Annotated in this window: 19 protein-coding genes; 11 read left to right on the top strand and 8 right to left on the bottom strand. The window is 66.8% G+C overall.

The annotated features are described in order from the left end of the window. Window positions 1-29: 29 nt before the first annotated feature. Window positions 30-875: a universal stress protein gene (locus tag CAL26_RS24325; protein WP_094849231.1), complete on the top strand. Its 846-nt coding sequence runs from the start codon at window positions 30-32 to the stop codon at window positions 873-875. Window positions 876-1,121: 246 nt separating this feature from the next. Then, a complete protein-coding gene (locus CAL26_RS24320) occupies window positions 1,122-3,212 on the top strand; it encodes a putative bifunctional diguanylate cyclase/phosphodiesterase (RefSeq protein WP_094849230.1) in 2,091 nt (696 codons plus the stop codon). A gap of 70 nt (window positions 3,213-3,282) precedes the next feature. Here CAL26_RS24320 and CAL26_RS24315 read toward each other — a convergent pair whose 3' ends face one another. Continuing rightward, window positions 3,283-4,065, bottom strand: a complete 783-nt coding sequence (locus tag CAL26_RS24315) for an exodeoxyribonuclease III (protein ID WP_094849229.1) — start codon at window positions 4,063-4,065, stop codon at window positions 3,283-3,285. A gap of 127 nt (window positions 4,066-4,192) precedes the next feature. Here CAL26_RS24315 and pyrE point away from each other — a divergent pair, with 127 nt between their 5' ends. Beyond that, on the top strand, window positions 4,193-4,873 hold the full coding sequence (pyrE, locus tag CAL26_RS24310; RefSeq protein ID WP_094849228.1) for an orotate phosphoribosyltransferase: 681 nt from the start codon (window positions 4,193-4,195) through the stop codon (window positions 4,871-4,873). Window positions 4,874-4,915: 42 nt separating this feature from the next. On the opposite strand, the gene gatB is transcribed toward pyrE, so the two are convergent. From gatB to gatC, 3 genes are read right to left on the bottom strand one after another with little or no spacing between them, the layout of a single operon-like run. Next, on the bottom strand, window positions 4,916-6,370 hold the full coding sequence (gene gatB / locus CAL26_RS24305) for an Asp-tRNA(Asn)/Glu-tRNA(Gln) amidotransferase subunit GatB (protein WP_094849227.1): 1,455 nt from the start codon (window positions 6,368-6,370) through the stop codon (window positions 4,916-4,918). 1 nt (window position 6,371) lies between these two features. Continuing rightward, the gene (gatA, locus tag CAL26_RS24300) at window positions 6,372-7,931 is read right to left on the bottom strand and encodes an Asp-tRNA(Asn)/Glu-tRNA(Gln) amidotransferase subunit GatA (RefSeq protein WP_094849226.1); all 1,560 of its coding nucleotides are present in this window, start codon (window positions 7,929-7,931) and stop codon (window positions 6,372-6,374) included. A gap of 2 nt (window positions 7,932-7,933) precedes the next feature. Beyond that, entirely contained in the window at window positions 7,934-8,242 is a 309-nt protein-coding gene (gatC, locus tag CAL26_RS24295; RefSeq protein WP_094849225.1) for an Asp-tRNA(Asn)/Glu-tRNA(Gln) amidotransferase subunit GatC, read from the bottom strand. A gap of 216 nt (window positions 8,243-8,458) precedes the next feature. Between gatC and CAL26_RS24290 the strand changes: the two genes are divergently transcribed. The 5 genes from CAL26_RS24290 to rodA all read left to right on the top strand — a co-directional run bounded on the left by CAL26_RS24290 (window position 8,459) and on the right by rodA (window position 14,292). Continuing rightward, window positions 8,459-9,502: a rod shape-determining protein gene (locus CAL26_RS24290; RefSeq protein ID WP_057653883.1), complete on the top strand. Its 1,044-nt coding sequence runs from the start codon at window positions 8,459-8,461 to the stop codon at window positions 9,500-9,502. An 83-nt stretch (window positions 9,503-9,585) separates the two neighbouring features. Beyond that, on the top strand, window positions 9,586-10,485 hold the full coding sequence (gene mreC / locus CAL26_RS24285) for a rod shape-determining protein MreC (protein WP_094849224.1): 900 nt from the start codon (window positions 9,586-9,588) through the stop codon (window positions 10,483-10,485). Window positions 10,486-10,558: 73 nt separating this feature from the next. Beyond that, entirely contained in the window at window positions 10,559-11,026 is a 468-nt protein-coding gene (gene mreD / locus CAL26_RS24280; protein ID WP_179283525.1) for a rod shape-determining protein MreD, read from the top strand. Window positions 11,027-11,041: 15 nt separating this feature from the next. After that, complete coding sequence (gene mrdA, locus CAL26_RS24275; protein WP_094849223.1) at window positions 11,042-13,159, top strand: penicillin-binding protein 2; 2,118 nt, start codon at window positions 11,042-11,044, stop codon at window positions 13,157-13,159. Next, window positions 13,156-14,292, top strand: coding sequence for a rod shape-determining protein RodA (gene rodA, locus CAL26_RS24270; RefSeq protein ID WP_094849222.1), 1,137 nt, complete (start codon window positions 13,156-13,158; stop codon window positions 14,290-14,292). Before mrdA ends, rodA begins: the two co-directional genes overlap by 4 nt. On the opposite strand, the gene mutY is transcribed toward rodA, so the two are convergent. Then, on the bottom strand, window positions 14,282-15,355 hold the full coding sequence (gene mutY, locus CAL26_RS24265; protein ID WP_094849221.1) for an A/G-specific adenine glycosylase: 1,074 nt from the start codon (window positions 15,353-15,355) through the stop codon (window positions 14,282-14,284). The two genes, rodA and mutY, sit on opposite strands and share 11 nt — an antisense overlap. 228 nt (window positions 15,356-15,583) lie before the next feature. On the opposite strand from mutY, the gene CAL26_RS24260 reads away from it, so the two are divergent. Continuing rightward, window positions 15,584-19,300 carry an indolepyruvate ferredoxin oxidoreductase family protein gene (locus tag CAL26_RS24260; protein WP_094849220.1) on the top strand — a complete coding sequence of 1,239 codons (3,717 nt, stop codon included), beginning with the start codon at window positions 15,584-15,586 and terminating at the stop codon, window positions 19,298-19,300. A gap of 15 nt (window positions 19,301-19,315) precedes the next feature. Here CAL26_RS24260 and cheD read toward each other — a convergent pair whose 3' ends face one another. The 3 genes from cheD to CAL26_RS24245 all read right to left on the bottom strand — a co-directional run bounded on the left by cheD (window position 19,316) and on the right by CAL26_RS24245 (window position 21,761). Next, complete coding sequence (gene cheD / locus CAL26_RS24255) at window positions 19,316-19,957, bottom strand: chemoreceptor glutamine deamidase CheD (protein ID WP_086067116.1); 642 nt, start codon at window positions 19,955-19,957, stop codon at window positions 19,316-19,318. Between the two features lie 224 nt (window positions 19,958-20,181). Next, window positions 20,182-21,090 (bottom strand): cell division protein FtsX, encoded by a 909-nt coding sequence (locus tag CAL26_RS24250; protein ID WP_094849219.1) that lies wholly within the window; start codon window positions 21,088-21,090, stop codon window positions 20,182-20,184. Further along, complete coding sequence (locus CAL26_RS24245; RefSeq protein WP_094849218.1) at window positions 21,087-21,761, bottom strand: cell division ATP-binding protein FtsE; 675 nt, start codon at window positions 21,759-21,761, stop codon at window positions 21,087-21,089. Before CAL26_RS24245 ends, CAL26_RS24250 begins: the two co-directional genes overlap by 4 nt. Window positions 21,762-22,010: 249 nt before the next feature. On the opposite strand from CAL26_RS24245, the gene CAL26_RS24240 reads away from it, so the two are divergent. Both CAL26_RS24240 and CAL26_RS24235 read left to right on the top strand, forming a co-directional pair. Further along, window positions 22,011-23,027, top strand: coding sequence for an amino acid ABC transporter substrate-binding protein (locus tag CAL26_RS24240; protein ID WP_094849217.1), 1,017 nt, complete (start codon window positions 22,011-22,013; stop codon window positions 23,025-23,027). A 76-nt stretch (window positions 23,028-23,103) separates the two neighbouring features. After that, window positions 23,104-24,294, top strand: a complete 1,191-nt coding sequence (locus CAL26_RS24235; RefSeq protein ID WP_094849216.1) for an amino acid ABC transporter permease — start codon at window positions 23,104-23,106, stop codon at window positions 24,292-24,294. The last annotated feature ends 1 nt before the right edge of the window (window position 24,295 follow it).

Raw genomic sequence — 24,295 nt, 5'->3', positions numbered from 1 at the left:
CGGGGATTATTCCATTCCGGGAGACAATCATGCACACCTTTGCGGGGCCTATCCTGCTTGCCACGGACCTGAGCGCGCGTGGCGACCGCGCCCTGGATCGCGCGATATTGCTGGCGCGCCAGTTCGAAACGTCCGTCATCGCCTTGCACGTCATCGAGTCGCAGTCCCGCGCGCGGCTGACGTCGCAGCCTTCCGTCACCCAGCGTGAATCTCAGGCGCGTCGCGCCCTGCTCAGGGATATGGAAGACGTCGATGTCGACGTCGACGTCGTGGTGCGCTGCGGCGAACCGGTCCGGCTGCTGCGACAGGCCGCGGAAGAAAACGCCTGCTCCCTGATCGTCGCGGGCGTGGCGCGCGACGAAACCCTGGGCCGCATCCTGCTGGGGACCACGGTCGAACGGCTGGTGCGGGAATCGCCGACCCCGGTGCTGGTGGTCAGGCGGCGCGCGCGGCGGCCGTATCGCGACGCGGTGGTCGCGAGTGATTTTTCCGAGGCCTCGCGGCCGGCCCTGCGCGCGGCCCTGTCGCTGTTGCCGGTGTCGGGGCTGACCCTGTTCCATGCCTTCGATCTGCCGGGGAATCGCAGGGACGACCTGAATTCCAAGGGCTTCCAGCGGACGGCGGAGGAGGCGGCGGCCCAGTTCCTGGAAGACACGCCGGAGCTGCATGGCGCCGAAAAGCCGAAGATCCAGGTCGCGGCCGGCTTGGCGGAGCGGGTCCTGATCGCCTATGCCGAGCAGACGGATTGCGATCTGCTGGTCACCGGCACGCACGGCAGCACCGGCCTGATCCGCACGGCGATCGGCAGCGTGGCGGATGCACTGATGGAGAAGGCGCCGTGCGACGTCCTGGTGGTGCGGCAGCCCGCGCGCTAGGCCTCGGTCCGCGTACCCGCCACGGATCCCGGCAGCGCCCGGCGCCCGGCACAGCGCCCGACAGCGGGCCGCGGCAGGCGAACCCCGCGCCGTGACCCGCTCCCGGGCCGGCCTGAATTACTACATTCTGTAAATTCGCCTTAATTCTTCATGATTCCATCCGATATCCCGTAAACGGTAATCCCCGCCAAGCGTGCGGAGGGCGCGCCCCGGGACGCTGCAAGCCGTTTCTCAAAGGGATCGGAAATGTACGTGGGCAGCTATAACACCGCGCTGGTGCTATGTTCGCTGGTGGTGGCGGTCCTTGCCTCCTACGCGGCACTGGACATGACCGCCCGCATCGCGTCGGCACGCGGCGCGGCCGCGCGCTGGTGGCTGGCGGGCGGCGCCGTCGCGATCGGCGTCGGCATCTGGTCCATGCATTTCGTCGGCATGCTGGCCTTCAGCCTGCCCATCCCCCTGGACTACGCGCCCGGCCTGACGGCGCTGTCGCTGCTTATCGCGATCGTGTCGGCTGCCTTTGCCCTGTGGCAGATCTGCCAGGCCACGCTGTCCTGGGGGCGCCTGGCCGGCGGCGCGCTGTTGATGGGGGCGGGCGTGGCGGGCATGCATTACACCGGCATGGCCGCGTTGCACATGTCGCCGGGTATCGACTACCAGCCCTTGCTGGTGATCGCTTCCGTGCTGATCGCGGTCGTGGCATCGGGCTGCGCCATGTGGATCGGCTTCCGGCTGCGCCATGACCGACGCCACCCGCACCTGCTGCGGACGGGCGCGTCGCTGGTGATGGGCGGCGCGATCGTCGGCATGCACTATACGGGCATGGCGGCCGCCCGATTCCCCTTGGGCAGCATCTGCCTGGCCGCCGGCGGCGCCGAACGCGGCCTGGACAACAACTGGCTGGCCATCGTAATCATCGTCGTCACGCTGGCCGTGATCGCCATCGCCCTGATCACGTCCGTGCTGGACCTGCGCATGGAGGCCCGCACGTCCGTGCTGGCGTCGTCGCTGGCGGAAGCCAACGAGGAACTGACCTATCTGGCGCTGCACGACAACCTGACCAAGCTGCCCAACCGCCTGCTTCTGGAGGACCGGCTGCAGCAGGCCATCCACACCGCGACGCGCGAACGCGGGTATTTCGCCGTGATGTTCATGGACCTGGATGGATTCAAGGCGGTCAACGACGCCTATGGGCATCACACCGGCGACCGCCTGCTGATCGAAGTCGCGGCGCGCATCCGCGCCAACGTGCGGGCCCAGGATACGGTGGCGCGGCTGGGCGGCGACGAATTCGTGCTGATCGCCCAGATCGACGAGCCCGCCGATGCGTCGACGGTGGCGGCCAAGCTGGTCAGGATCATGGAGAACGACTTCGATATCGACGGCCACCAGTTGCATGTGTCCGCGAGCATGGGCATCGCGGTCTACCCCGGCGACGGCGACAACCAGCAGCAGTTGCTGGCCAACGCCGACGCGGCGATGTACTTCGCCAAATCGTCGGGGCGCAACACGTATTGCTATTTTGAAGCATCGATGAACCGCGACGTGCAGAACCAGGTCGAGCTGCTGCGCGACCTGCGCCATGCCCTGGCCCGTGACGAGTTGCTGCTGCAGTACCAGCCCAAGTTCGATGCCGGCACGGGCGCTGTGATTGGCGCCGAAGCGCTGCTGCGCTGGAAGCATCCGGCGCGTGGCCTGGTGCAGCCGGCGGTGTTCATCCCCTTGGCGGAAAAGACCGGCCTGATCATCCAGATCGGCGACTGGGTGCTCGATGAAGCCTGCCGGCAGATGAAGATCTGGTACGACGAAGGCCATACCGAATGGTCCGTCGCGGTGAACCTGTCCCTGCAGCAGTTCAATCACGCCGGGCTGGTGCAGGCGGTGGCCGGCGCCCTGGCCCGGCATGGCCTGGCGGCGAGCAGCCTGACGCTGGAGATCACCGAGTCCACCGCGATGCGCGATGTGGAAAGCACGCTGGTCACGCTGCGCCAGCTGCACGAGATGGGCGTGCGGATATCGATCGACGATTTCGGCACGGGCTATTCCAGCCTGATGTACCTGAAGCGCCTGCCCGCCACCGAGCTGAAGATCGACCGCGGCTTCGTCCGCGAACTGCAGAACGATACGGAAGACGCCGCCATCGTGTCGGCCATCGTCGCGCTGGGGCAGACGCTGAACCTGCAGATCGTCGCCGAAGGCGTCGAAACCCGCGAACAGCAGGAGTTCCTGACGCGCCTGGGCTGCAACTCGCTGCAGGGCTTCCTGCTGGGCCGGCCGGTGTCGCCCGATCGCTTCATGGAAACCGTCGGGGTGCAGCAGGGCCTGCGCCTGGCTTAGGACAGGACGCCGGCAAGGCGGGCAGGATGGGGCTTGGACGGGGGAGGACGGGGCAGGAGGCGCGCGGCGCCTACAGCGTGGTGTCGTAGTCGATCGTCAGCGGCGCGTGGTCGCTGAATCGTTCGTCCTTGTAGATGGACGCGGCCCTGGCGGTGCCGGCAATGTCCGGCGTGGCGATCTGGTAATCGATGCGCCAGCCGACGTTCTTGGCCCAGGCCTGGCCGCGGTTGCTCCACCAGGTATAGGCCTCGCCCGTGGTCTCGGGATGCAGGCCGCGATAGACGTCGGTCCAGCCCAGGTCGGCGAACACCTTGGTCAGCCAGGCGCGTTCTTCCGGCAGGAAGCCGCTGTTCTTCATGTTGCCTTTCCAGTTCTTCAGGTCGATCTCGTTGTGCGCGATGTTCCAGTCGCCGCACAGCACGACCTGCCGGCCGCACTTCACGAGCGAGGCCAGGTGGCTGTAGAAATGCTCCATGAAGGCGAACTTGGCGGTCTGCCGGTGTTCGCCGCTGGACCCGGATGGCAGGTAGACCGAGATGATCGAGAGCCGGTCGTAGACCAGTTCCAGGTAGCGTCCTTCGCTGTCGATTTCCGGCACGCCCAGGCCTTCTATCACCTGCAGCGGCTGCGTGCGGGCGTAGACGCCCACGCCGCTATAGCCTTTTTTCTCGGCGTAGTGGAAGTACCCGTACAGCCCCGGCGGATTGAGCATTTCCAGGGTCATGTCGGCGGCCTGCGCCTTGAGTTCCTGCAGGCAGATGAAATCGGCGTTCTGCTTGGCGATCCAGGGAAAGAAGCCCTTGTTGGCGGCGGACCGGATACCGTTCAGGTTGGCGGAAATGATGCGGAGCATGGCTGCCTGTCGATCTGGGGATGGCCGCTAGGGTACTAGAAATGGGGGCGGACGTGCTCGGCGGCGCCGGCGGGGAGCAGGCATAATTCCGGTTTGCCCCGTTATCCCTTTGCTTCCCGGTGACCGTATGACCGCTACTGCCGCTCCGTCCGTCGAATTCGTCCGTTTCGCCCTGGATCAGGGCGTGTTGCGCTTCGGCAGCTTCAAGGTCAAGTCGGGACGCATGAGTCCTTATTTCTTCAATGCCGGCCTGTTCAGCGACGGTGCGTCGATGAACCGGCTGGGGGCGTTCTACGCCGGCGCCTTGCTGGATTCCGGACTGTCCTTCGACATGCTGTTCGGGCCCGCGTACAAGGGCATCCCCCTGGCCACCGGGACGGCCATGGCGCTGGCGGCCGACCCGCGCGGCGGCGGCCGCGCCATTCCCTTTGCCTACAACCGCAAGGAAGCCAAGGACCACGGCGAAGGCGGCACGCTGGTCGGCGCGCCGCTCAAGGGCAAGGTCGTCATCATCGATGATGTGATCACCGCGGGTACGTCGGTTCGTGAATCCGTGGACATCATCCGCGCCGCCGGCGCCGAGCCCGCGGCGGTGCTGATCGCGCTGGATCGCATGGAACGCGCGGGGCCGGACGACGCCCTGTCCACGCATTCGGCGGTGCAGGACGTGGCGCGCACCTACGGCATCCCCGTGGTCAGCATCGCGTCGCTGACCGATATCCTGGCCCTGCTCGAAAACGCGCCGGAATTCGCCGAACACCGGCAGGCCGTGCTGGCATACCGGCAGAAGTACGGCGTGACGGGCTGAGCCCGGCGCCGCGGGATGGCGGCGCAAGACGGCGCCCGCCCGCTATCCCAGCTTCTGCTTCAGCAGGTCGTTGACCTGCTGCGGATTGGCCTTGCCCTTGGCGGCTTTCATGATCTGCCCCACCAGGGAATTGAAGGCCTTCTGCTTGCCCGCCCGATACTCGTCGACCACGGCCGGGTTGGCCGCCAGGACCTCGTCGATCATGGCGCCGATGGCGCCCGTATCGCTGATCTGCTTGAGTCCGCGCGCCTCGATGATCGCGTCGGCCTGGCCGCCTTGTTCGCCCGCCCACATTCCCGCGAACACGTCACGGGCGATCTTGTTGGAGATCGTGCCGTCCAGGATGCGCGCGATCAGCGCCGCCAGCGCGGGCGCGGCGACGGGCGACGCGGCGACGTCGATTTCCGAGCGGTTCAGTGCCGCGGCCAGTTCGCCCATCACCCAGTTGGCCGCCTGCTTGGCCTGGCCTTCCGGCAGCGCGCGGGCGACCGCCTCGAAATAGTCCGCCATGTCGCGGCTGGTGGTCAATTGCGCCGCATCGTAGGCCGACAGCCCATACTGCGTTTCGAAGCGGGCGCGCTTGTCGGCCGGCAGTTCGGGCATGGTGGCGCGTACTTCTTCGACCCAGGCCGATGCGATCACCAGCGGCGGCAGGTCCGGATCGGGGAAGTAGCGGTAGTCGTGCGCGTCTTCCTTGCTGCGCATGCTGCGGGTTTCGTCGCGGTCGGCGTCGTACAGGCGGGTTTCCTGCACCACCGTGCCGCCGTCCTCGATCAGTTCGATCTGGCGGCGCGCTTCGTAGACGATGGCGCGTTCCAGGAAGCGGAAAGAGTTGACGTTCTTGATCTCCGCGCGGGTGCCGAATTCCTTCTGCCCGACCGGGCGCACCGACACGTTGGCGTCGCAGCGGAACGAGCCTTCCTGCATGTTGCCGTCGCAGATCCCCAGCCAGACCACCAGGCTGTGCAGGGCGCGGGCATAGGCCACGGCTTCCGCGGCCGAGCGCATTTCCGGTTCGCTGACGATTTCCAGGAGAGGCGTGCCGGCGCGGTTCAGGTCGATGCCGCTGGCCGGCGCGCCGTTGGCCAGGTGGAACTCGTCGTGCAGCGACTTGCCGGCGTCTTCTTCCAGATGCGCGCGCGTCAACTGCACGGTCTTGGCCGTTTCACCGACGAAGAACGAGATCGAGCCGCCGCTGACCACCGGGATTTCGTACTGGCTGATCTGGTAGCCCTTGGGCAGGTCGGGGTAGAAATAATTCTTGCGGGCGAAGATCGAGCGCGGCGCGATGCGCCCGCCCACGGCGAGCCCGAAGCGGATCGCCCGCTCCGCGGCCGCGCGGTTCATCACCGGCAGGCTGCCCGGCAAGGCCAGGTCGACCAGGTTGGCCTGCGTGTTCGGCGCCGCGCCGAAGCGCGTGCTGCTGCCGGAGAAGATTTTCGATTCGGTGGAAAGCTGCGTATGCGTTTCCAGTCCGATGACGATTTCCCAGTTCATGTCAGTTGTGCTCCACCGTGCTGCCGGCGCGCTGATCGCCGGGGGACCGGCGGTGCCAGTCGCTTGCCTGCTGATAGCGATCGGCGATCGCCAGCAGGCGGCCTTCGTCGAAGTAGTTGCCGATGATCTGCAGGCCCACCGGCCGGCTGGCGTGCACGCCGGCGCCGAAGCCGCAAGGCACCGACATCGCGGGCAGTCCGGCCAGGCTGACACCCAGGGTGTAAACGTCCGCCAGCCAGTCCGCCGTGGGATCGTCGCGGTTGTCGCCAATGTTCTTCGCCACCGTGGGTGCCACCGGGCCCATGATGACGTCGCACTGCGTCAGTGCGCGCTGGAAGTCCTGCGCGATCAGGCGGCGCAGGCGCTGGGCCTGCAGGTAATAGGCGTCGTAATAGCCGTGCGACAGCACATAGGTGCCGATCAGGATGCGGCGCCGCACTTCGTCGCCGAAGCCTTCGGCGCGCGAACGGCTGATCATTTCCGTCAGGTCGCCGTACTGCGCGGCGCGATGGCCATAGCGCACGCCGTCGTAGCGCGCCAGGTTGCTGGACGCTTCGGCCGGCGCGATGACGTAATAGGCGGGAATCGCCAGTTCGGTGCGCGGCAGCGAAATATCCACGCGCTGCGCGCCCAACGCGACGAACTGCGCCAGGGCCGCTTCCACGGCGGCGCGGACGTCGTCGGCCAGGCCGTCGCCCAGGTATTCCGCCGGCACGCCGATACGCAAGCCGGCCAAGGGCCGGGCGCCGGCGGCGTCATAGGCCGTCTGGGCCGTATCGAAGTCGCGCCGCACGCGGCCCGGTTCGTTGGTGTCCTTGCCGCAGCGTTCGACGCTGGTGGCATCGCGCGGATCGAAGCCCGCCATAACGTCCAGCAGGGCCAGGGCGTCGCGGCTGCTGGCTGCCAGCGGACCGGCCTGGTCTAGGCTGGAGCCGAAGGCCACGATGCCGAAGCGCGATACCGTGCCGTAGGTGGGCTTGATGCCGGTGACGCCGCACAGCGCGGCGGGCTGCCGCACCGAGCCGCCGGTATCGGTGCCGGTGGCCGCGGCCACCAGGCGCGCCGCCACCGCGGCCGCCGATCCGCCCGACGAACCGCCGGGCACGGCATCCGTGTCCCAGGGATTGCGTACCGGGCCGTAGGCGGAGTTCTCGTTGCCGGACCCCATGGCGAATTCGTCGCAGTTCAGCTTGCCGATGGACACCGCGCCGGCCTGTTGCAGGCGCTCGACCACGGTGGCGTCGAAGGGGCTGACGTAGCCGTCCAGCATGCGGCTGCCGGCGGTCGTGCGCCAGCCGCGCGTCACGAAGGCATCCTTGTGCGCGATGGGCACGCCCGTCAGGGGCCCGGCCGTGCCCGACGCCAGGGCGGCATCGGCGGCGCGCGCCTGGTCCAGGGTGAGTTCCGCGTCGATGTGCAGGAAGGCATTGAGGCTGGCGGCCGACTGGGCGGCGTCCAGCGCGCTGGACGCCAGTTCGACGGCGCTGACGTCGCGCCGGTCCAGCGCCTGGCGCAGGGCCGCGATGTCGGCGAATTGTGTGTGCAAGGCGGATTTGCTCATGGTTACTCCAACACCTTGGGGACCAGGAACAGGCCGGCCTGCGCTTCCGGCGCGTTGCTCATCAGGGCCACGCGCTCGGCTTCGGAGCCGGATTCCGTCACTTTGTCTTCACGCAGGCGCAATTCGACCTCGTCCAGCGCGGACAGGGGATGCGCCATGGGCTCGACACCCGCGGTGTCTTCCTGCTGCAGGCGCTCGATGATGTGGAGCATGCCGTTGAGCTCCTGCAGCGCATGCGCGCGGCGTTCCGGGGTGAGCTCGATTCGGGCCAGCCGGGCAATGCGGGCCACGTCTTCTTCGTTTAGCGCCATGGGAGTGTAAAAAATGTGGAGCTGCTGGTGATGCCGTTACATGACAGGCCAGCAGTGGTTACAAAGCCTGGAATAGCCGGGAATTGGGGTCTATTTCCCCTGAAATTATAAGTTATCATTCACGGTTTAATCGCTGCACCCGCAGGCGCGCCGTTCTTGGCTGGCGTCCGGTCGCAGTCATGTCCCAAATTCTCTGATCTAGCTGAGCCTATATCCATGTTCGGATTCCTGCGTAGTTATTTTTCCAGCGATATGGCGATCGATCTCGGCACGGCCAATACGCTGATCTACGTTCGCGGCAAAGGCATCGTGCTGGATGAGCCATCGGTAGTCGCGATCCGCCATGAAGGCGGCCCGAACGGCAAGAAAATCATCCAGGCCGTTGGCCATGAAGCGAAACAGATGCTGGGCCGGGTGCCCGGCAACATCGAAGCCATACGTCCCATGAAGGACGGCGTGATCGCCGACTTCACCGTCACCGAGCAGATGCTCAAGCAGTTCATCCGCATGGTGCACCCCCGCAACATGCTGGCGCCCAGCCCGCGTATCATCGTTTGCGTGCCCTGCGGTTCGACCCAGGTGGAACGGCGCGCGATCCGCGAATCCGCGCTGGGGGCGGGCGCCTCGCATGTCTACCTGATCGAAGAACCCATGGCCGCCGCCATCGGCGCCGGCCTGGCGGTTTCCGACGCCAGCGGCTCCATGGTGGTGGACATCGGCGGCGGCACGACCGAAGTCGCGGTCATCTCGCTGGGCGGCATGGTGTACAAGGGTTCGGTCCGTGTCGGCGGCGACAAGTTCGACGAAGCCATCGTCAACTACATCCGCCGCAACTACGGCATGCTGATCGGCGAACCGACGGCCGAACTGATCAAGAAGCAGATCGGTTCCGCCTTCCCCGGTTCGGAAGTCCGTGAAATCGAAGTCAAGGGCCGCAACCTGGCCGAAGGCGTGCCGCGCAGTTTCACGGTATCGTCCAATGAAATCCTGGAGTCGCTGACCGATCCGTTGAACCAGATCGTGTCGGCGGTGAAGATAGCCCTGGAACAAACCCCGCCCGAACTGGGCGCGGATATTACCGACAAGGGCATTGCGCTGACCGGGGGCGGTGCGCTGTTGCGCGATCTGGACCGCCTGCTGCAAGAGGAAACCGGTCTGCCCGTAGTGGTGGCGGATGACCCGCTGACCTGCGTGGTGCGGGGCTGCGGCGAAGCGCTCGAGCATCTGGAAAAGCTCGGCGCCATTTTCATCAACGACTGATTCCTACGCCTGGCCGCGGCCGCCGCATCATGGTGGCTACGGGTGGGCGGCCGGCACCGGGCGCCTTACGCCCGTGAGTATCCATGCCTCAACTTAACGCCACCACACCGCGGCTGTTCCGACACGGCCTGCCCGCCGAGGCGAAGCTGGCGATCCTGGTCGTTCTGGCCCTGGCGCTATTGGTGGGCGATTCGCAGTGGCGCGTGCTGGAGCCCGTGCGGCGCTACGTTTCCGTCGCCCTGTATCCCTTCCAGCGCGCCGTCCTGCTGCCGCGCGACATGGTCCAGCAGGTCAACGAGTGGTACAACGCCGCCAACCTGGTGCGCACGGAAAACGAAGCGCTGCAGCGCCAGCGCATCGAACTGGCGCAGGTGGCCACGCATGCGGCCCAGATGGCTGCCGAAAACGCGCAGCTGCGCCGCCTGCTGGGCGTGACGGATACCCTGTCGCAACAGGCGGTGGTGGTGGAGGTGCTGTACGAGCCGCCCAATGCCTTCAACCAGCGCCTGGTCTTCAACAAGGGCAGCAGCCAGGGCCTGGCCCCCGGCATGCCGGTCATCGACGAAGGCGGCGTGGTCGGGCAGATCGTGCGCACGACGCCCATGACGGCGGAGGCCGCGCTGGTCACCGACGAGCAGGTCTCCATCCCCGTGCAGATCCTGCGCAATGGCCTGCGCCTGATTGCCTTCGGCGGTAATCAGCCGGGCAAGATGGAAGTGCGCTACCTTGCCGCCAACGCCGACATCAAAGAGGGCGATACTATTATCACCAGCGGTGTGGGCGGTCTGTTCCCCGCGGGCCTGCCGGTGGCGAAAGTAACCAAGGTGGAGCGCGATACCGCCTCGGGCTTCGCCCGCGCGCTGTGCGAACCGCTGGCCCACCCCGAGCGGTATCGCCATTTCCTCGTTCTGCAGGTCGACGTCAAGCGCGCCGAAGTCAACCGCCAGGAGGCAGACTCCAGTGAGTCCGATAAACCGGAGTGAACCCCAAAGCGGGGTGCTGCGCCCGCGCAGGACGGTGGAGCCCGAACGGGTCGCGCGTCCGGCGCACGCCGTCATGGTGTGGGGCTCGGTGCTGCTGGTCTGGCTGATTTCCCTGCTGCCCTGGCGGCTGTGGGGGCAGGCGCCCGACATCCTGATCCTGGTCATCGCGTTCTGGTGCGTGCACGAACCGCGCCGCATCGGGATGGTGACGGCGTTCGTGTTCGGCCTGTTGATGGACGTGCATGACGCCGGCGTGCTGGGCGGCAATGCGCTTTCCTATACCCTGGTTGCCTATGGCGCCGTCATTCTCCATCGCCGGCTGCAGCGCTTCGACCTGCTGAGCCAGGCCATGCACATGCTGCCCATCTTCCTGATCGCGCGTCTCGTGACCGTTCTGATCAAAGCCTGGATAGCCGGCAAATGGCCGGGCTGGGACTGGGCCGTGGGCGCGGCCATTACCGCGGCCCTGTGGCCCGTCGCGGGCTGGCTGCTGCACCTGCCGACGCGCGGTGCCGACGATGCCGAGTCGGCATCGGTCTGATCGTTTTTTTTCGACATGTTTGAATTCAAAAAAACCGGCGCTCAGCAGAAACAGCGCTTCAGGTTGCGGGCATGGGTGGGCGGCGCGGCCGCCATCCTGTGCTTCGGCCTGCTGGTCGGCCGTTTCTGGATGCTGCAGGTGGACCGCTACGAAGGTCTGTCCGAGCGCGCCGACCGCAACCGCATCGCGGTGGTGCCCATCCCGCCGCGCCGCGGCGAGATCCTGGATCGCAACGGCGTCGTGCTGGCGCGCAACTACCGCACCTATACGCTGGACATCGTGCCCGCGCAGGTGGGCAATATCGATGCGCTGTTCAAGGCCCTGACGCCGGTGGTGTACCTGAGCCCGACCGACCAGCGCCGGCTCAAGCGGCGCATCGCGGAAAACAGCCGGTACGCCACGCTGACGCTGCGCGACAACCTGAACGACACCGAAGCCGCCTGGTTCGCCGCGCACGCATTCCAGTTTCCCGGCGTGGAGCTGCGCGCCCGCTGGGTGCGCGAATACCCCGAAGGCAAGGCGGCGGCGCACGTCGTCGGCTATATCGGCCGGATTTCCGATGGCGATATCGAGGAATTGGAGGCCAGCGGCCAGCTGGGCAATTACCGCGGCACCGACGTCATCGGCAAGAAAGGCATAGAGAAAAGCTGGGAAACGCAGCTGCACGGCCGCACCGGGCTGGAGGAAGTGGAAGTCACCGCCGGCGGGCGCCCCGTGCGCACCTTGCGCCGCATCGATCCCGTGCCGGGTTCGGACATCAAGCTGTCCATCGACATGCGGCTGGAGAAGGTGGCCGAGGAAGCCTTCGGCGACCAGCGCGGCGCATTGGTGGCGATCGACCCGGACACCGGGGAAGTGCTGGCCTTCGTGTCGCAGCCTTCCTACGATCCCAATCTCTTCGTCGACGGCATCGACGTCGACAACTGGCGCATGCTGAACGAATCGCCGGATCATCCCTTGATCAACCGGCCCATCTACGGCACCTATCCCATCGGGTCCACCTACAAGCCCTTCGTCGCCATGGCCGCGCTGGAGCTGGGCAAGCGCCGCGCCACCGATCGCATTCCGGATCCCGGCTATTTCGAATTCGGCGGACAGAAATTCCGCAACGCGGCGGGCGCGGTCTTCGGTCCCACCGACATGCACAAGGCACTGGTGGTGTCGTCGGATACCTATTTCTTTTCGCTCGGGCCTGAAATCGGCGTGGACGCGCTGCACGACTTCACCAAGCAGTTCGGGTTCGGCCAGATCACCGGCATCGACCTGGACGGCGAAAAGCGCGGCGTGCTGCCGTCCACGGCCTGGAAACGCAGCGCGTACAAGGACAAGGACAAGCAGCGCTGGTATGCCGGCGAATCCGTGTCGGTGGCGGTGGGTCAGGGCTACAACGCCTTTACCATCCTGCAGCTGGCGCAAGCCACGTCGACGCTGGCGAACAACGGGCTGTACCGCAAGCCGCACCTGGTGCACTCGGTGGAAGATCCGCGCACGGGCCTGTTCGTCACCACGCCCAGCACGCCGAACTACCAGATACCGTTGCACCAGGCCAACCTGGACGTGGTGAAGGGCGCCATGGCCGACGTGGTGCGTGTGGGCACGGCGCGGCAGCCTTTTCGCGGCGCGGCCTACCAGGCCGCCGGCAAGACCGGCACCGCGCAGGTCTACAGCCTGCGTGGCGCGCGCTATCACGCCAGCGCCGTGGACGAGCGGCTGCGCGACCACGCCCTGTTCATGGGCTTCGCGCCGGCCGATCATCCACGCATCGCGGTCGCCCTGATCGTGGAAAACGCCGGCTGGGGCGCCAGCGCCGCCGCACCGATCGCACGCAAGGTATTCGATGCGTGGCTGCTTCAGGATCAACCCGACATGCCCCCGAAACAGCCCAGCGTCGCGGCGAATGAGACCGGCGCGCCGGCCCTCGCGCCTCTCGCCAAACCATCCGCCGCGGCTCCCGCCAAGCCGCTCGCCACGCCTCCCGTCACGCCTCCCGCCACATCCCGCGTCGCCGGCAGGCAGCCCGACACGCCGCCGCGCCGGCCGGACGCCTCGCGCAACCAGGCGGACGCGCCGCCGCGCCAACCGGTGGTCGCGGTCCGCACGGAAGCCACGCCGACCACGGGGACCGATCGATGAAGCGCCTGGCCCTGATCCTCCTGCGCGTCGTGACGGCGTTCGACTGGCCCCTGCTGTGCATCCTGGTCCTGTTGACGGCCCTGGGGCTGACGGTGATGCACTCGGCGGTGGGCAGCACCGACTGGCGCTTCGCGGACCAGTCGCGCAACTTCGTCATCGCGTTCTTCGCCATGTGGGCGGTGGCGCTGATGCCTCCCAAGTGGCTGATGAAGCTGGCGCCGCCGGCCTACGTGCTGGGCGTGGCGCTGCTGCTGGCCGTCGAGCTTTTCGGCGAAACCAGCAAGGGCGCGACGCGCTGGCTGAACCTGGGCGTGACGCGCATCCAGCCTTCGGAAATGATGAAGATCGCGCTGCCCCTGATGCTGGCCTGGTACTTCCAGCGCCACGAAGGCCAGGTCCGCATACGCGATTTCCTGTTCGCCGGCCTGCTGCTGGGCGTGCCCTTCCTGCTGATCGTGCGCCAGCCCGACCTGGGCACCGCGCTGCTGGTGTTCGGCGCGGGTTTCTGCGTCATCTATTTCGCCGGCCTGTCGTTCAAGCTGCTGATACCGGTGGTGCTGGCGGCCGTCATCGGCATCGGAACGCTGGTCAGTTATGAAGACCAGCTGTGCCAGCCGGAAGTCGACTGGGTCGTCCTGCACGACTACCAGAAGCACCGCGTGTGCACCCTGCTGGATCCCAGTACCGATCCCCTGGGCAAGGGCTTCCATACAATCCAGTCCATGATCGCGGTGGGTTCCGGCGGTTTGTACGGCAAGGGTTATATGAAGGGGACACAGACCCACCTGGACTTCATTCCCGAACGCACGACGGACTTCATCTTCGCCGTCTATGCGGAGGAATTCGGGCTCTACGGCGGGGTGTTGATCCTGGTGCTGTATGGCCTGCTGATCGCCCGCGGCCTGACCATCGCGACCCGCGCCACCTCGCAGTTCGGGCGATTGTTGAGCGGTTCGCTGACGATGATGTTCTTCATCTACGTGTTCGTGAACATCGGCATGGTGACCGGCATCCTGCCCGTGGTGGGGGTGCCGCTACCCTTCATGAGCTATGGCGGCACCGCGCTGCTGACCGTGGGCATCGCCTGCGGGATGCTGATGAGCATCAACCGCCATCGCTCGGTCAAGACCTAGGCGCCAGCGCCGCCAGGTCGGCCGCGAACAGACCGTCGACCAGTTTGCGCACCGGCGCCGGCAGGGCCACCGCGGCCAGGCCGGCCGCGTCGACCCACTGCCAAGGCTTGCCGTCCAGATCGGGCGCTTGCGCCACGACGACGTACCAGGGCCGCACGTGCAGCCGGAAGTGCGTGAAGGTATGCGCGAACGCCGCCAGTTCGTAGACCGTGGCCGGCGTCGCGCCCAGCTCGCGGCAGGCCGCCGCCGCGTTCAGCGCGGGATCGAATTCCGGCAGGCTCCACAATCCGCCCCAGATGCCCGGCGACGGGCGCTGTTGCAGCAGGATGCGATCGCGGTGTTGCAGCACAAGCATGCCCGTGCTGCGCTCCGGCGACGCCTTGCGCGCCCTGGGCGTGGGAAGCTCGGCCTGGCGCCCTTCGCGGCGCGCGATACAGGTCTCGCTGACGGGGCAGCGGTCGCACAAGGGCTTGCCGCGCACGCATAGCGTCGCGCCCAGGTCCATCAGGCCCTGGGTATAGGCGCCCATGTCGACCTCATGCCCCGCGCCGTCCGCCAGTTGCGCGTCCGCCAGGTTCCACAGGCGGATCTCGGTCTCGCGGCGGGTGGGGTCTCCGTCGATGCCGAAATGGCGCGCGAACACCCGTTTGACGTTGCCGTCCATGATCGGCGAGCGTTCGCCGTAGGCGAAGGCCGCGATGGCGGCCGCGGTGGAGCGGCCGATGCCGGGCAGCGTCGCGATGGCCGCCGCATCGGGCGGGAAGCGCCCGCCCCAGTCGCGCACGATCTCCTGCGCGCAGCGATGCAGGTTGCGGGCGCGCGCGTAGTAGCCCAGGCCCGCCCAATAGGGCATGACGTCTTCCTGTTCGGCGCCGGCCAGCGCTTGCAGGTCGGGAAAGCGTTCCAGGAAGCGCTGGTAGTAGGGGATGACCGTGCTCACCTGGGTCTGCTGCAACATGATTTCCGACAGCCAGATGCGGTACGGATCGCGGGTGTTCTGCCAGGGCAGGTCGTGGCGTCCATGGCGCTGTTGCCAGGTCGCAATACGGGTTGCAAAGTCCATGCGCGATTATTGCATTCCGCCCTGGGTAAACGTCCGAATGCGAGCCCGCGGGCGGAACCTGGGCCGGATCTCGGCGGGAACACCAATTGCGCCGCCGCGGCGCCAGGAGTAAAAGACCGGTACAGGCAAGGATGAAAAAGCCTGGTTCACTGTTTATGCCGGCAGGCACGCCTTCACAAGAGGCAAACGCCCAGCCGGCGTGAGCCATCCAAGACAAACGGAGACTGCATGAACGCCCCCCTGACGCCGGCGCAGCGCGCCGCGCTCCAATCCGTCCAGCTGGACGACAAATACTCCCTGGAAACCGGCCGTGCCTGGATGAGTGGCATCCACGCCCTGGTGCGCCTGCCCATGATGCAGCGCACGCGGGACATGCGGGTCGGACTGAACACGGCGGGCTTCATCTCCGGCTATCGCGGTTCGCCCTTGGGCGGGGTGGACCTGAACATGTGGAAGGCTGCCAAGTACCTGGAAGCCCACCACGTCGTCTTCCAGCCCGGCTTGAACGAAGACCTGGCCGCCACCGCTGTGTGGGGCAGCCAGCAGGTGAATCTGTTCCCCGGCGCCCGCTACGATGGCGTGTTCGGCATGTGGTACGGCAAGGGCCCGGGCGTGGATCGCTGCGGCGATGTCTTCAAGCATGCGAATGGCGCGGGCACCTCGCGCCACGGCGGCGTGCTGGTCGTGGCCGGCGACGATCACCCGGCCAAGTCGTCGACGCTGCCGCATCAAAGCGACCATCTGCTCAAGGCCTGCCTGATTCCCGTGCTGTTCCCGTCCACCGTCCAGGAAGTCCTGGATTACGGCCTGCATGGCTGGGCCATGAGCCGCTACGCGGGGGTATGGGTCGGCATGAAATGCATCACCGACATCGTGGAAGTCTCCGCGTCGGTGGAGGTCGACCCCGAGCGCGTCCGTATCCTCCTGCCGGAAGATTTCAGGATGCCGGCGGACGGCCTGAACATCCGCATGCCCGATACGCCCCTGGAACAGGAGGCGCGCCTGCTGGACTACAAACTGTATGCCGCCCTGGCCTATGCGCGGGCCAACGGCCTGAATCGCGAGCTATGGCACGTGCCGGCGGAAGCCGCGCGCTTCGGCATCATGACGTCCGGCAAGGCCTACCTGGACACCCGCCAGGCGCTTTCCGACCTGGGGCTGGACGACGACACCTGCCGCCGCATCGGCGTGCGGCTGTTCAAGGTGGGCATGGTATGGCCGCTGGAGGCCACCGGCATGCAGCGCTTCGCCGAGGGCCTGGACGAAATCCTGGTGGTGGAAGAAAAGCGGCAGGTCCTGGAATACCAGTTGAAGGAAGAACTGTTCGGCTGGATAGGCAGCGGCAAGAAGATCCCGCGCGTGGTCGGCAAGTTCGACGACAAGGACGGCGGCGAGTGGGCAGTGCCTCAGGGCAACTGGCTGCTGCCGGCGCACTACGAGTTTTCGCCGGCCATCGTCGCCAAGGCCATCGGCGCGCGCCTGCTGAAGTTCGATCTGCCCGCCGACGTGCGCGCCGGCATCGAAGCCCGCCTGGCCTTCATCGAGGCGCGCGAGCGCGCGCTGTCGCGGCCGCGCGTCGTGGCCGAGCGCAAACCGTGGTTCTGTTCCGGCTGTCCGCACAACACGTCCACGCGGGTGCCCGACGGGTCGCGCGGCATGGCGGGCATCGGCTGCCATTACATGGTGCGCTGGATGGGCCGCCAGACGGACCTGTTCACCCACATGGGCGGCGAAGGCGTGCCCTGGATCGGGCATGCGCCGTTCACCGACGAAAAGCATGTGTTCGCCAACCTGGGTGACGGCACCTACTACCATTCGGGACTGCTGGCGATCCGCGCCGCGGTCGCGGCCAAAACGCCCATCACCTACAAGATCCTGTTCAACGACGCCGTGGCCATGACCGGCGGCCAGCCGGTGGACGGCCCGATCAGCGTGCCGATGATCACCCGGCAACTGGCGGCCGAAGGCATCGAGAAAATCGTCGTGGTGACCGACGAACCGCACAAGTACAAGGACGTGCGGGACCTGGCCCCCGGCGTGCCGGTCGTCCATCGCGACGAGCTGGACCGGGTGCAGCGCGAACTGCGCGAGTATCCCGGCGTTTCCATCCTGATCTACGACCAGACCTGCGCCACCGAAAAACGCCGCCGCCGCAAGCACAACGCGTATCCGGACCCCGCGCGGCGCGTCGTCATCAACGAACGCGTGTGCGAAGGCTGCGGCGATTGCTCCGACAAGTCGAACTGCCTTTCGGTCGAGCCGCTGGAAACGGAGTTCGGCCGCAAGCGCGCGATCAATCAATCCAGCTGCAACAAGGACTTCTCCTGCCTGAACGGGTTCTGCCCCAGCTTCGTCACGGTCGAAGGCGGCAAGCTGCGCAAGCCCAAGGGCATCGGCAGCCAGGAAGCCATCGACGCGACCCTGCCCGAACCGGATCTGCCGGCGCTGGAACGGCCTTATGGCGTGTTCATCGCGGGCGTGGGCGGAACCGGCGTCGTCACCATCGGCCAGCTCCTGGGCATGGCGGCGCACATCGAAGGCAAGGGCTGTTCGGTGCTCGACATGGCGGGCCTGGCGCAGAAGGGCGGCGCGGTGCATTCGCACGTGATCCTGGCCCGATCGCCAGGGCATCTCCTGAACACGCGCGTGGCGATGGCCGAGGCGGACCTGGTGCTGGCCGGCGACCTGGTGGTGGCCAGCAGCCCCGACGCCGTCGCCCGCATGAGTCCGGACCGCACACGCCTGTTGCTCAATAGCGATGTGGCGCCTACCGCGGCCTTTATTTCCAATCCGGACTGGCGCCTGCCGGCCGGCAATCTGCAGCGTGACATCGACACCGCCTGCATGCCGGGGCAGGTCGATGCCATCGACGCCGCCGAACTGGCCGTGGGCCTGCTCGGCGACGCCATCTACGCCAATCCCCTGATGATGGGCTACGCCTACCAGAAGGGCTGGATTCCCCTGGGGCGCGAGGCCTTGTTGCGGGCCATCGAATTGAATGGCACCCAGGTCGACAACAACAAGGCCGCGTTCGCCTGGGGCCGCCGCGCGGCGCGGGACCTGGCGTCGGTCCAGCAGCTGATCGCGCCGGCCGGCAAGGCGGCCGCGCCGGGGACAGCCGCGGCGCTGGAGGCGACCGAGCTCGCCGGCAATGCGGGCGGCGCCATCGGCAGCGGCGCGGAAATCATCGAGCTGCGCCGGGGCGCGCCGCAGCGCGGCGCCGATGGCGCGGCGTCGGGGCGAATGTCCGGCCTTTCCGGCCTTTCCGGCCTCTCCGCCGACCTGGCGACGCTGGTGGAGCGGCGGGTACGCTTCCTGACGGATTACCAGAGCCCGGCCTATGCGCGCCGCTATGCCGACTTCGTCGACCAGGTGGCGGTCGCGGAACAGGCGGCCACCGGGTCCACACGCCTGGCGCAGGCGGTGGCGAAGAACTACTTCAAGCTGCTGGCGTACAAGGACGAATACGAAGTCGCGCGCCTGTACAGCGATGGCGAATTCATGCGCCGCGTGGCCGAGCAGTTCGAGGGCGACTGGAAGCTCAACTTCCACCTGGCCCCGCCGGCGTTCTCTCGGCGCAATGCGGAAGGACACCTGGTCAAGCGCGCCTACGGGCCGTGGATGATGAAGGCGTTCGGCGTGCTGGCCAGGCTGCGCCGCCTGCGCGGCACGCCGCTCGATGTCTTCGGCTATACCCAGGAGCGGCGTACGGAGCGCGCGCTGATCCGGGAGTATCGCGACACCGTGGCCGCCTTGCTGCCTGGCCTGAACCGGGGCAGCCTGGATATCGCGGTGGCCCTGGCCAGCCTGCCGGAAGACATACGCGGCTATGGCCATATCAAGGACGCCTCGATCGAGCGCGCCCACGCCAGGCGGCGCGAACTGCTGCAACGACTGGAAGGCGGCGCGCGCGTCGAAGCGCGGGACAGCGCCCGCGCGGCGTAACCGGGGCCGACCCTGTCAGGTCGCCGTCGCGCGCCGCGCGCGCGGCGGCATATTGAACAGCTCCACGCGCGGCTTGGAAACGGTCTTTTCCTTGAGCGTCTCCACCACCGCGACTTCGCGCTTGGCGATGATTTCCGTCGCACGGGTCTTGGTGGTCATCTTGCGCACCATGACCCGCCCGTCGCGCGGAAAGAAACTGATGCGGCGGGCATAGACGTCGCCCAGGTCGCGTGCCAGCACCGGGATGTTTTCCATCGCCAGGTAATTCAGCACGAACTGGCCGTTGCGCTCGCCGATGTTCATCTGCTGCATGGCTTCCAGCACCGCGCCGCCGCCGAAGACCTTGGCCTGCAGGCGTTCGCGCGCGGCGCCCGCCTTCAGCACTTCGTTGATCAGCACTTCCATGGCGAAGGCGCCGTAGCGCATCGTGGCCGATGCCGGCGACTGGCTGTCGCCTTCCGGCAGCATGAAGTGGTTCATGCCGCCCACGCCGGTCTGCGGGTCGCGGATACAGGCGGCCACGCACGAGCCCAGCACGGTCGTGATCATCAGGTCGTCGCCCGTGACGTAGTACTCGTTGGGCAGCACTTTGACTGCCTGATAGTTGAAGGCGCTATCAAAATAGTGGCGCGTCGCGCGGGCGTCACGGGCAGACATGGTGGGTCGCGGGCTTCCAGGGCAGGGGCGAAACGGGAGAGTGGGCAGGATTGTGAGCGATATTACTAAATTTATCTGAAATTTCTATTTATTTCTGCTCTGCCATGGTCGAAGGCCCTGGAACGGGGAAATGGCGCCCCCGGTCCCGGCGAATTCGATCGGCATCGCAGCCACGTTTCCACTATCCCATGGAACGCGCGGCGCGATTTGCCCGATTAAGCGGACTAAAAACGGGTACTGCGGGTGACTGACCAGCGCGCCGACAGGGCCGCCAGCACCGCGGCGGCCGCGACCGCCACCGCCAGCCAGGAGGCTTCCGGCAGGTGCAGGGCAAAATCGGCGCCGTAGCTGCGTGCCACGGCGGCGAGCGCGTCATTCAGCGGGGACAGCGCCCACCCCGCGATCAGGATGCCCAGCAGCGCCGATACCGCGCCGGACAGGGCGCCCAGGTACAGGAAGGGACGCCGCACGAAGGACTCCGTCGCGCCCACCAGCCGCGCCACGGCGATTTCCTCGCGCTGGGTCAGGGCCTGCATCCGTACGGTGTTGAACACGGTGGCCAGCACGACCACGGCCACGCAGGCCGCCAGGAAAACCAGGCCGATGCGGGCGAACCGCAGCATGGCTTCCATGCGCTGGACCCAGTCGCTGTCCAGCTGCACCTGTTCGACCTGGTCCAGGCCTTTCCAGGCCTGGGCCAGCTTGGCCGCGCGGCCCGCCAGGTCGTCGCCGTCGCGCAGGGTTGCCACCACCGCGTCGGGCAGCGGATTGCCTGGCAGCACCGCCAGGGCCTCCGCCCAGGTGGGATTGCGCCGCAGGGCGGCCAGCGCGCTGTCGCGGCCGATGGTGCGGACTTCGCGCACCTCGTCGCCGTAATCCTTGCGTATGCGGTCGGCCACGGCCTGCGCGGCGCCCGCCGGGGCGTCGATCTTCATGAAGACGGTCAGTTCCGGCGTCACGGACAACTGGCGCGCCACTGGCTGGACCGACACCAGGATGGCCGCCCCGAGTATGGGCAGCGCCAGCGCCAGCGCCATCACCAGCAGGTTCGCCAGCGACGAAAAGGGTTGCGCCAGCATGCGCCGCAAGGTGATGCCCAGCGCGTAGCGGTGTTGCCGCAGCCATGCGTTCATGACTGGGCCTCCGCGGACAGGTCGGCGAATCGGCCGGGGTCGATGCGCAGCACCCGTTGGGCGTAGTGGGACATCAGTTCCTGGTCGTGGGAGGCGATCAGCGTCGTCACGCCGACACGATTGAAGTCGCGAAACACATTCATGATGCGCAGGGCGCTGTCGTGATCGAGGTTGGCGGTGGGTTCGTCGGCGATCAGGATGGCCGGCCGGTTGACGATGGCGCGGGCGATGGCCAGGCGTTGCTGTTCGCCGCCGGACAGTTCGATGGGGTTCAGGGTTTCCTTGCCGGACAGGCCGACCTTGTCGAGCGCGGCGCGCGCCCGCGCCGCGGCGGAGTCCCGGGGCTGGCCGGTCACCGCCAGGGGCAGCATGACATTTTCGAAGGCGTTGCGGTCATAGAGCAGGTGGGTGTCCTGCAGAATGACCCCGACGGCCCGGCGCAGATAGGGACGGGCTCGCTGCGGCAGTTTGTCCAGCCGCTGGCCGTTCACCTGGATCGAACCCCGGCTGGGCGGTTCCAAGCCCCCGATCAGCTTGAGCAAAGTCGACTTGCCGGCGCCCGACGGCCCCGACACAAAGACGAATTCGCCCGCCGTAATGCGGAAGTTGATATCGGCCAGGATATTGCGGCCGCGTCCGTACGATTTGAATACGTGCTGGAATTCGATCATGGCGGATAGGGGGATGAAGCCGCAATAGTACCGTGTAGCGCGCGGCCCTACGCCATTGGGGGCAGGGCGGGCGGCAGCCGTCTCGTGGCATGATATGTCCCCGGTATTCCGCGAGCATGTCGCAGGGATTTCCCCCATGTCCCTGGTTTTTGTCGGGGGCTACCATGCGCCGCATCAAAGGCGGTCCGTCCCGGCTGGCGTTGCCTGCCCTTCCGTTCCCTTACGTACCCTTCCGCAATGGAGACCACCATGAACACCTGGAAAAAGGCTGCCGTCGGCGCCGCGATGCTGACACTGTGCGGCAGCGCCTTCGCCGGCGCGACTTTCGACAATGTCAAAAAGAAGGGCTTCGTCCAATGCGGCGTGTCGACCGGCGTGCCCGGTTTTTCCGCCGCCGACAGCAAGGGCGAATGGAAGGGGCTGGACGTCGACATGTGCCGCGCGATCGCCGCCACCATGTTCAATGACGCCAGCAAGTTCAAGGTGACCCCCTTGAACACGCAGCAGCGCTTCACCGCGCTGCAGTCGGGCGAAGTCGACGTGCTGACCCGCAATACGACCGAAACCCTGACGCGCGACACCACCCTGGGGCTGATCGGCACCGGCGTGAACTACTACGACAGCCAGGGCGTCATGGTGTCCAAGGAACTGGGCGTCAAGAGCGCCAAGGAATTGAACGGGGCCACCGTCTGTGTGCAGCCCGGTACCACCACCGAACTGAACCTGGCGGACTGGTTCCGCGCCAACAAGATCGAGTTCAAGCCGGTCGTGATCGAAAAGTACGACGAGATCGTGCGGGCCTTCTCGGCGGGACGCTGCGACGCCTTCACCACCGACAAGTCCCAGCTGGCATCCACGCGGACCACGCTGGAGAATCCGGACAAGTACATCATCCTGCCGGAAGATTTCTCCAAGGAGCCGCTGGGGCCGATGGTGCGCCAGGACGACGTGCAGTGGTTCAACGTCGTGCGCTGGGCCTTGAACGCCATGCTGGAAGCCGAGGAATACGGCGTCACGACGGAGAACGTCGAAGCCATGCTGAAAAGCACCAATCCCAGTGTGCAGCGCATCCTGGGCGTGACGCCGGGCATGGGCAAGAACCTGGGCGTGGACGACAAGTGGGCCTACAACATCGTCAAGCAGGTAGGGAATTACGGCGAAAGCTTCGAGCGCAACCTGGGCAGCGGCAGCCCCATGAAACTGCCGCGCGGCCTGAACGCGCAATGGAAGCAGGGCGGCTTGATGTACGGCTGGCCGATTCGTTGATGGTTCGTGAGCCGGCCGCGCGCGCCCGCGGGCGCGACGCCGCGGCCGCTTGGATTGCATGGTGTATGGTGGTGACATGACGCCCGACTCCAAAGCGCCGCCGGCGGCGGCGCCTGTCCGCAAGCTATCCTGGAACGATCCAGGCGTAAGAGCCATCGTCTATCAGGTCGTCGCCGTGGCGGCGGTGGCCTGGGTGGCGTGGTTCCTGGTTTCGAACACGCTGCACAACCTGGCGTCGCGCAATATTTCCACCGGCTTCGGCTTCCTGAGCCGCGAGGCGGGTTTCGCGATCGGCGAAACGCCGATCAGCTATACGCCGGCGGATACCTATGGACGGGCCATCGTCGTCGGGCTGCTGAATACGCTGCGCGCGGCGGTCATCGGCATCGTGCTGGCCACTCTGCTCGGAACCTTGATCGGTATCGCGCGCCTGTCGCGCAATTGGCTGATCGCCAAGCTGGCGTCGGTCTATGTCGAGGTCATGCGGAATGTCCCGCTGCTCCTGCAGCTGTTCTTCTGGTACGCCTTGATCACCGAGAACATGCCGGGGCCGCGGCAAGCGCACCAACCCTTGCCGGACGTTTTCATTTCGAATCGCGGCCTGAAGCTGCCGAGCCTGCAGGGCGGCGCGGTGGACTGGATGCTGGGCGGCCTGGCGCTGGCCATCGTCGCCATCCTGGCCCTGGCCCATTGGGGCAACAAGCGGCGCGAAGCCACCGGGCGCATCTTTCCGCTGGCCCGCTGGGCGCTGCTCCTGATCGTCGCATTGCCGCTGCTGGGCTGGCTGGTCAGCGGCGCGCCGCTGAAGGTGGACGTGCCGGTGCTGCGCGGCTTCAACTTTTCCGGCGGCATGACGCTGACGCCGGAATTCGCGGCGCTGCTGGCGGGGCTGGTGAGCTACACCGCCGCCTTCATCGCCGAAGTCGTCCGTTCCGGCGTGCAGGCGGTCAATATCGGGCAGTGGGAGGCCGCCGGTTCCCTGGGGCTGCGGCGCGGCCTGGTGCTGAGGCTGGTCGTGCTGCCGCAGGCGCTGCGCGTGATCATTCCGCCGATGACCAGCCAGTACCTGAACCTGACCAAGAACAGCTCGCTGGCCGTGGCCATCGGTTTTCCCGACATCGTGTCGGTGGTCAACACGACCTTGAACCAGACCGGTCAGGCCATCGAAGGCATCCTCATCATCATGGCCGCCTACCTGACGGTCAGCCTGTCGATCTCGGTGCTGATGAACTGGTACAACAAGCGCATAGCGCTGGTAGAGCGCTAGG

The sequence above is a fragment of the Bordetella genomosp. 9 genome (assembly GCF_002261425.1).
Lineage (GTDB): Bacteria > Pseudomonadota > Gammaproteobacteria > Burkholderiales > Burkholderiaceae_B > Bordetella_C.
This window is presented reverse-complemented; position numbering and strand designations above follow the sequence as displayed.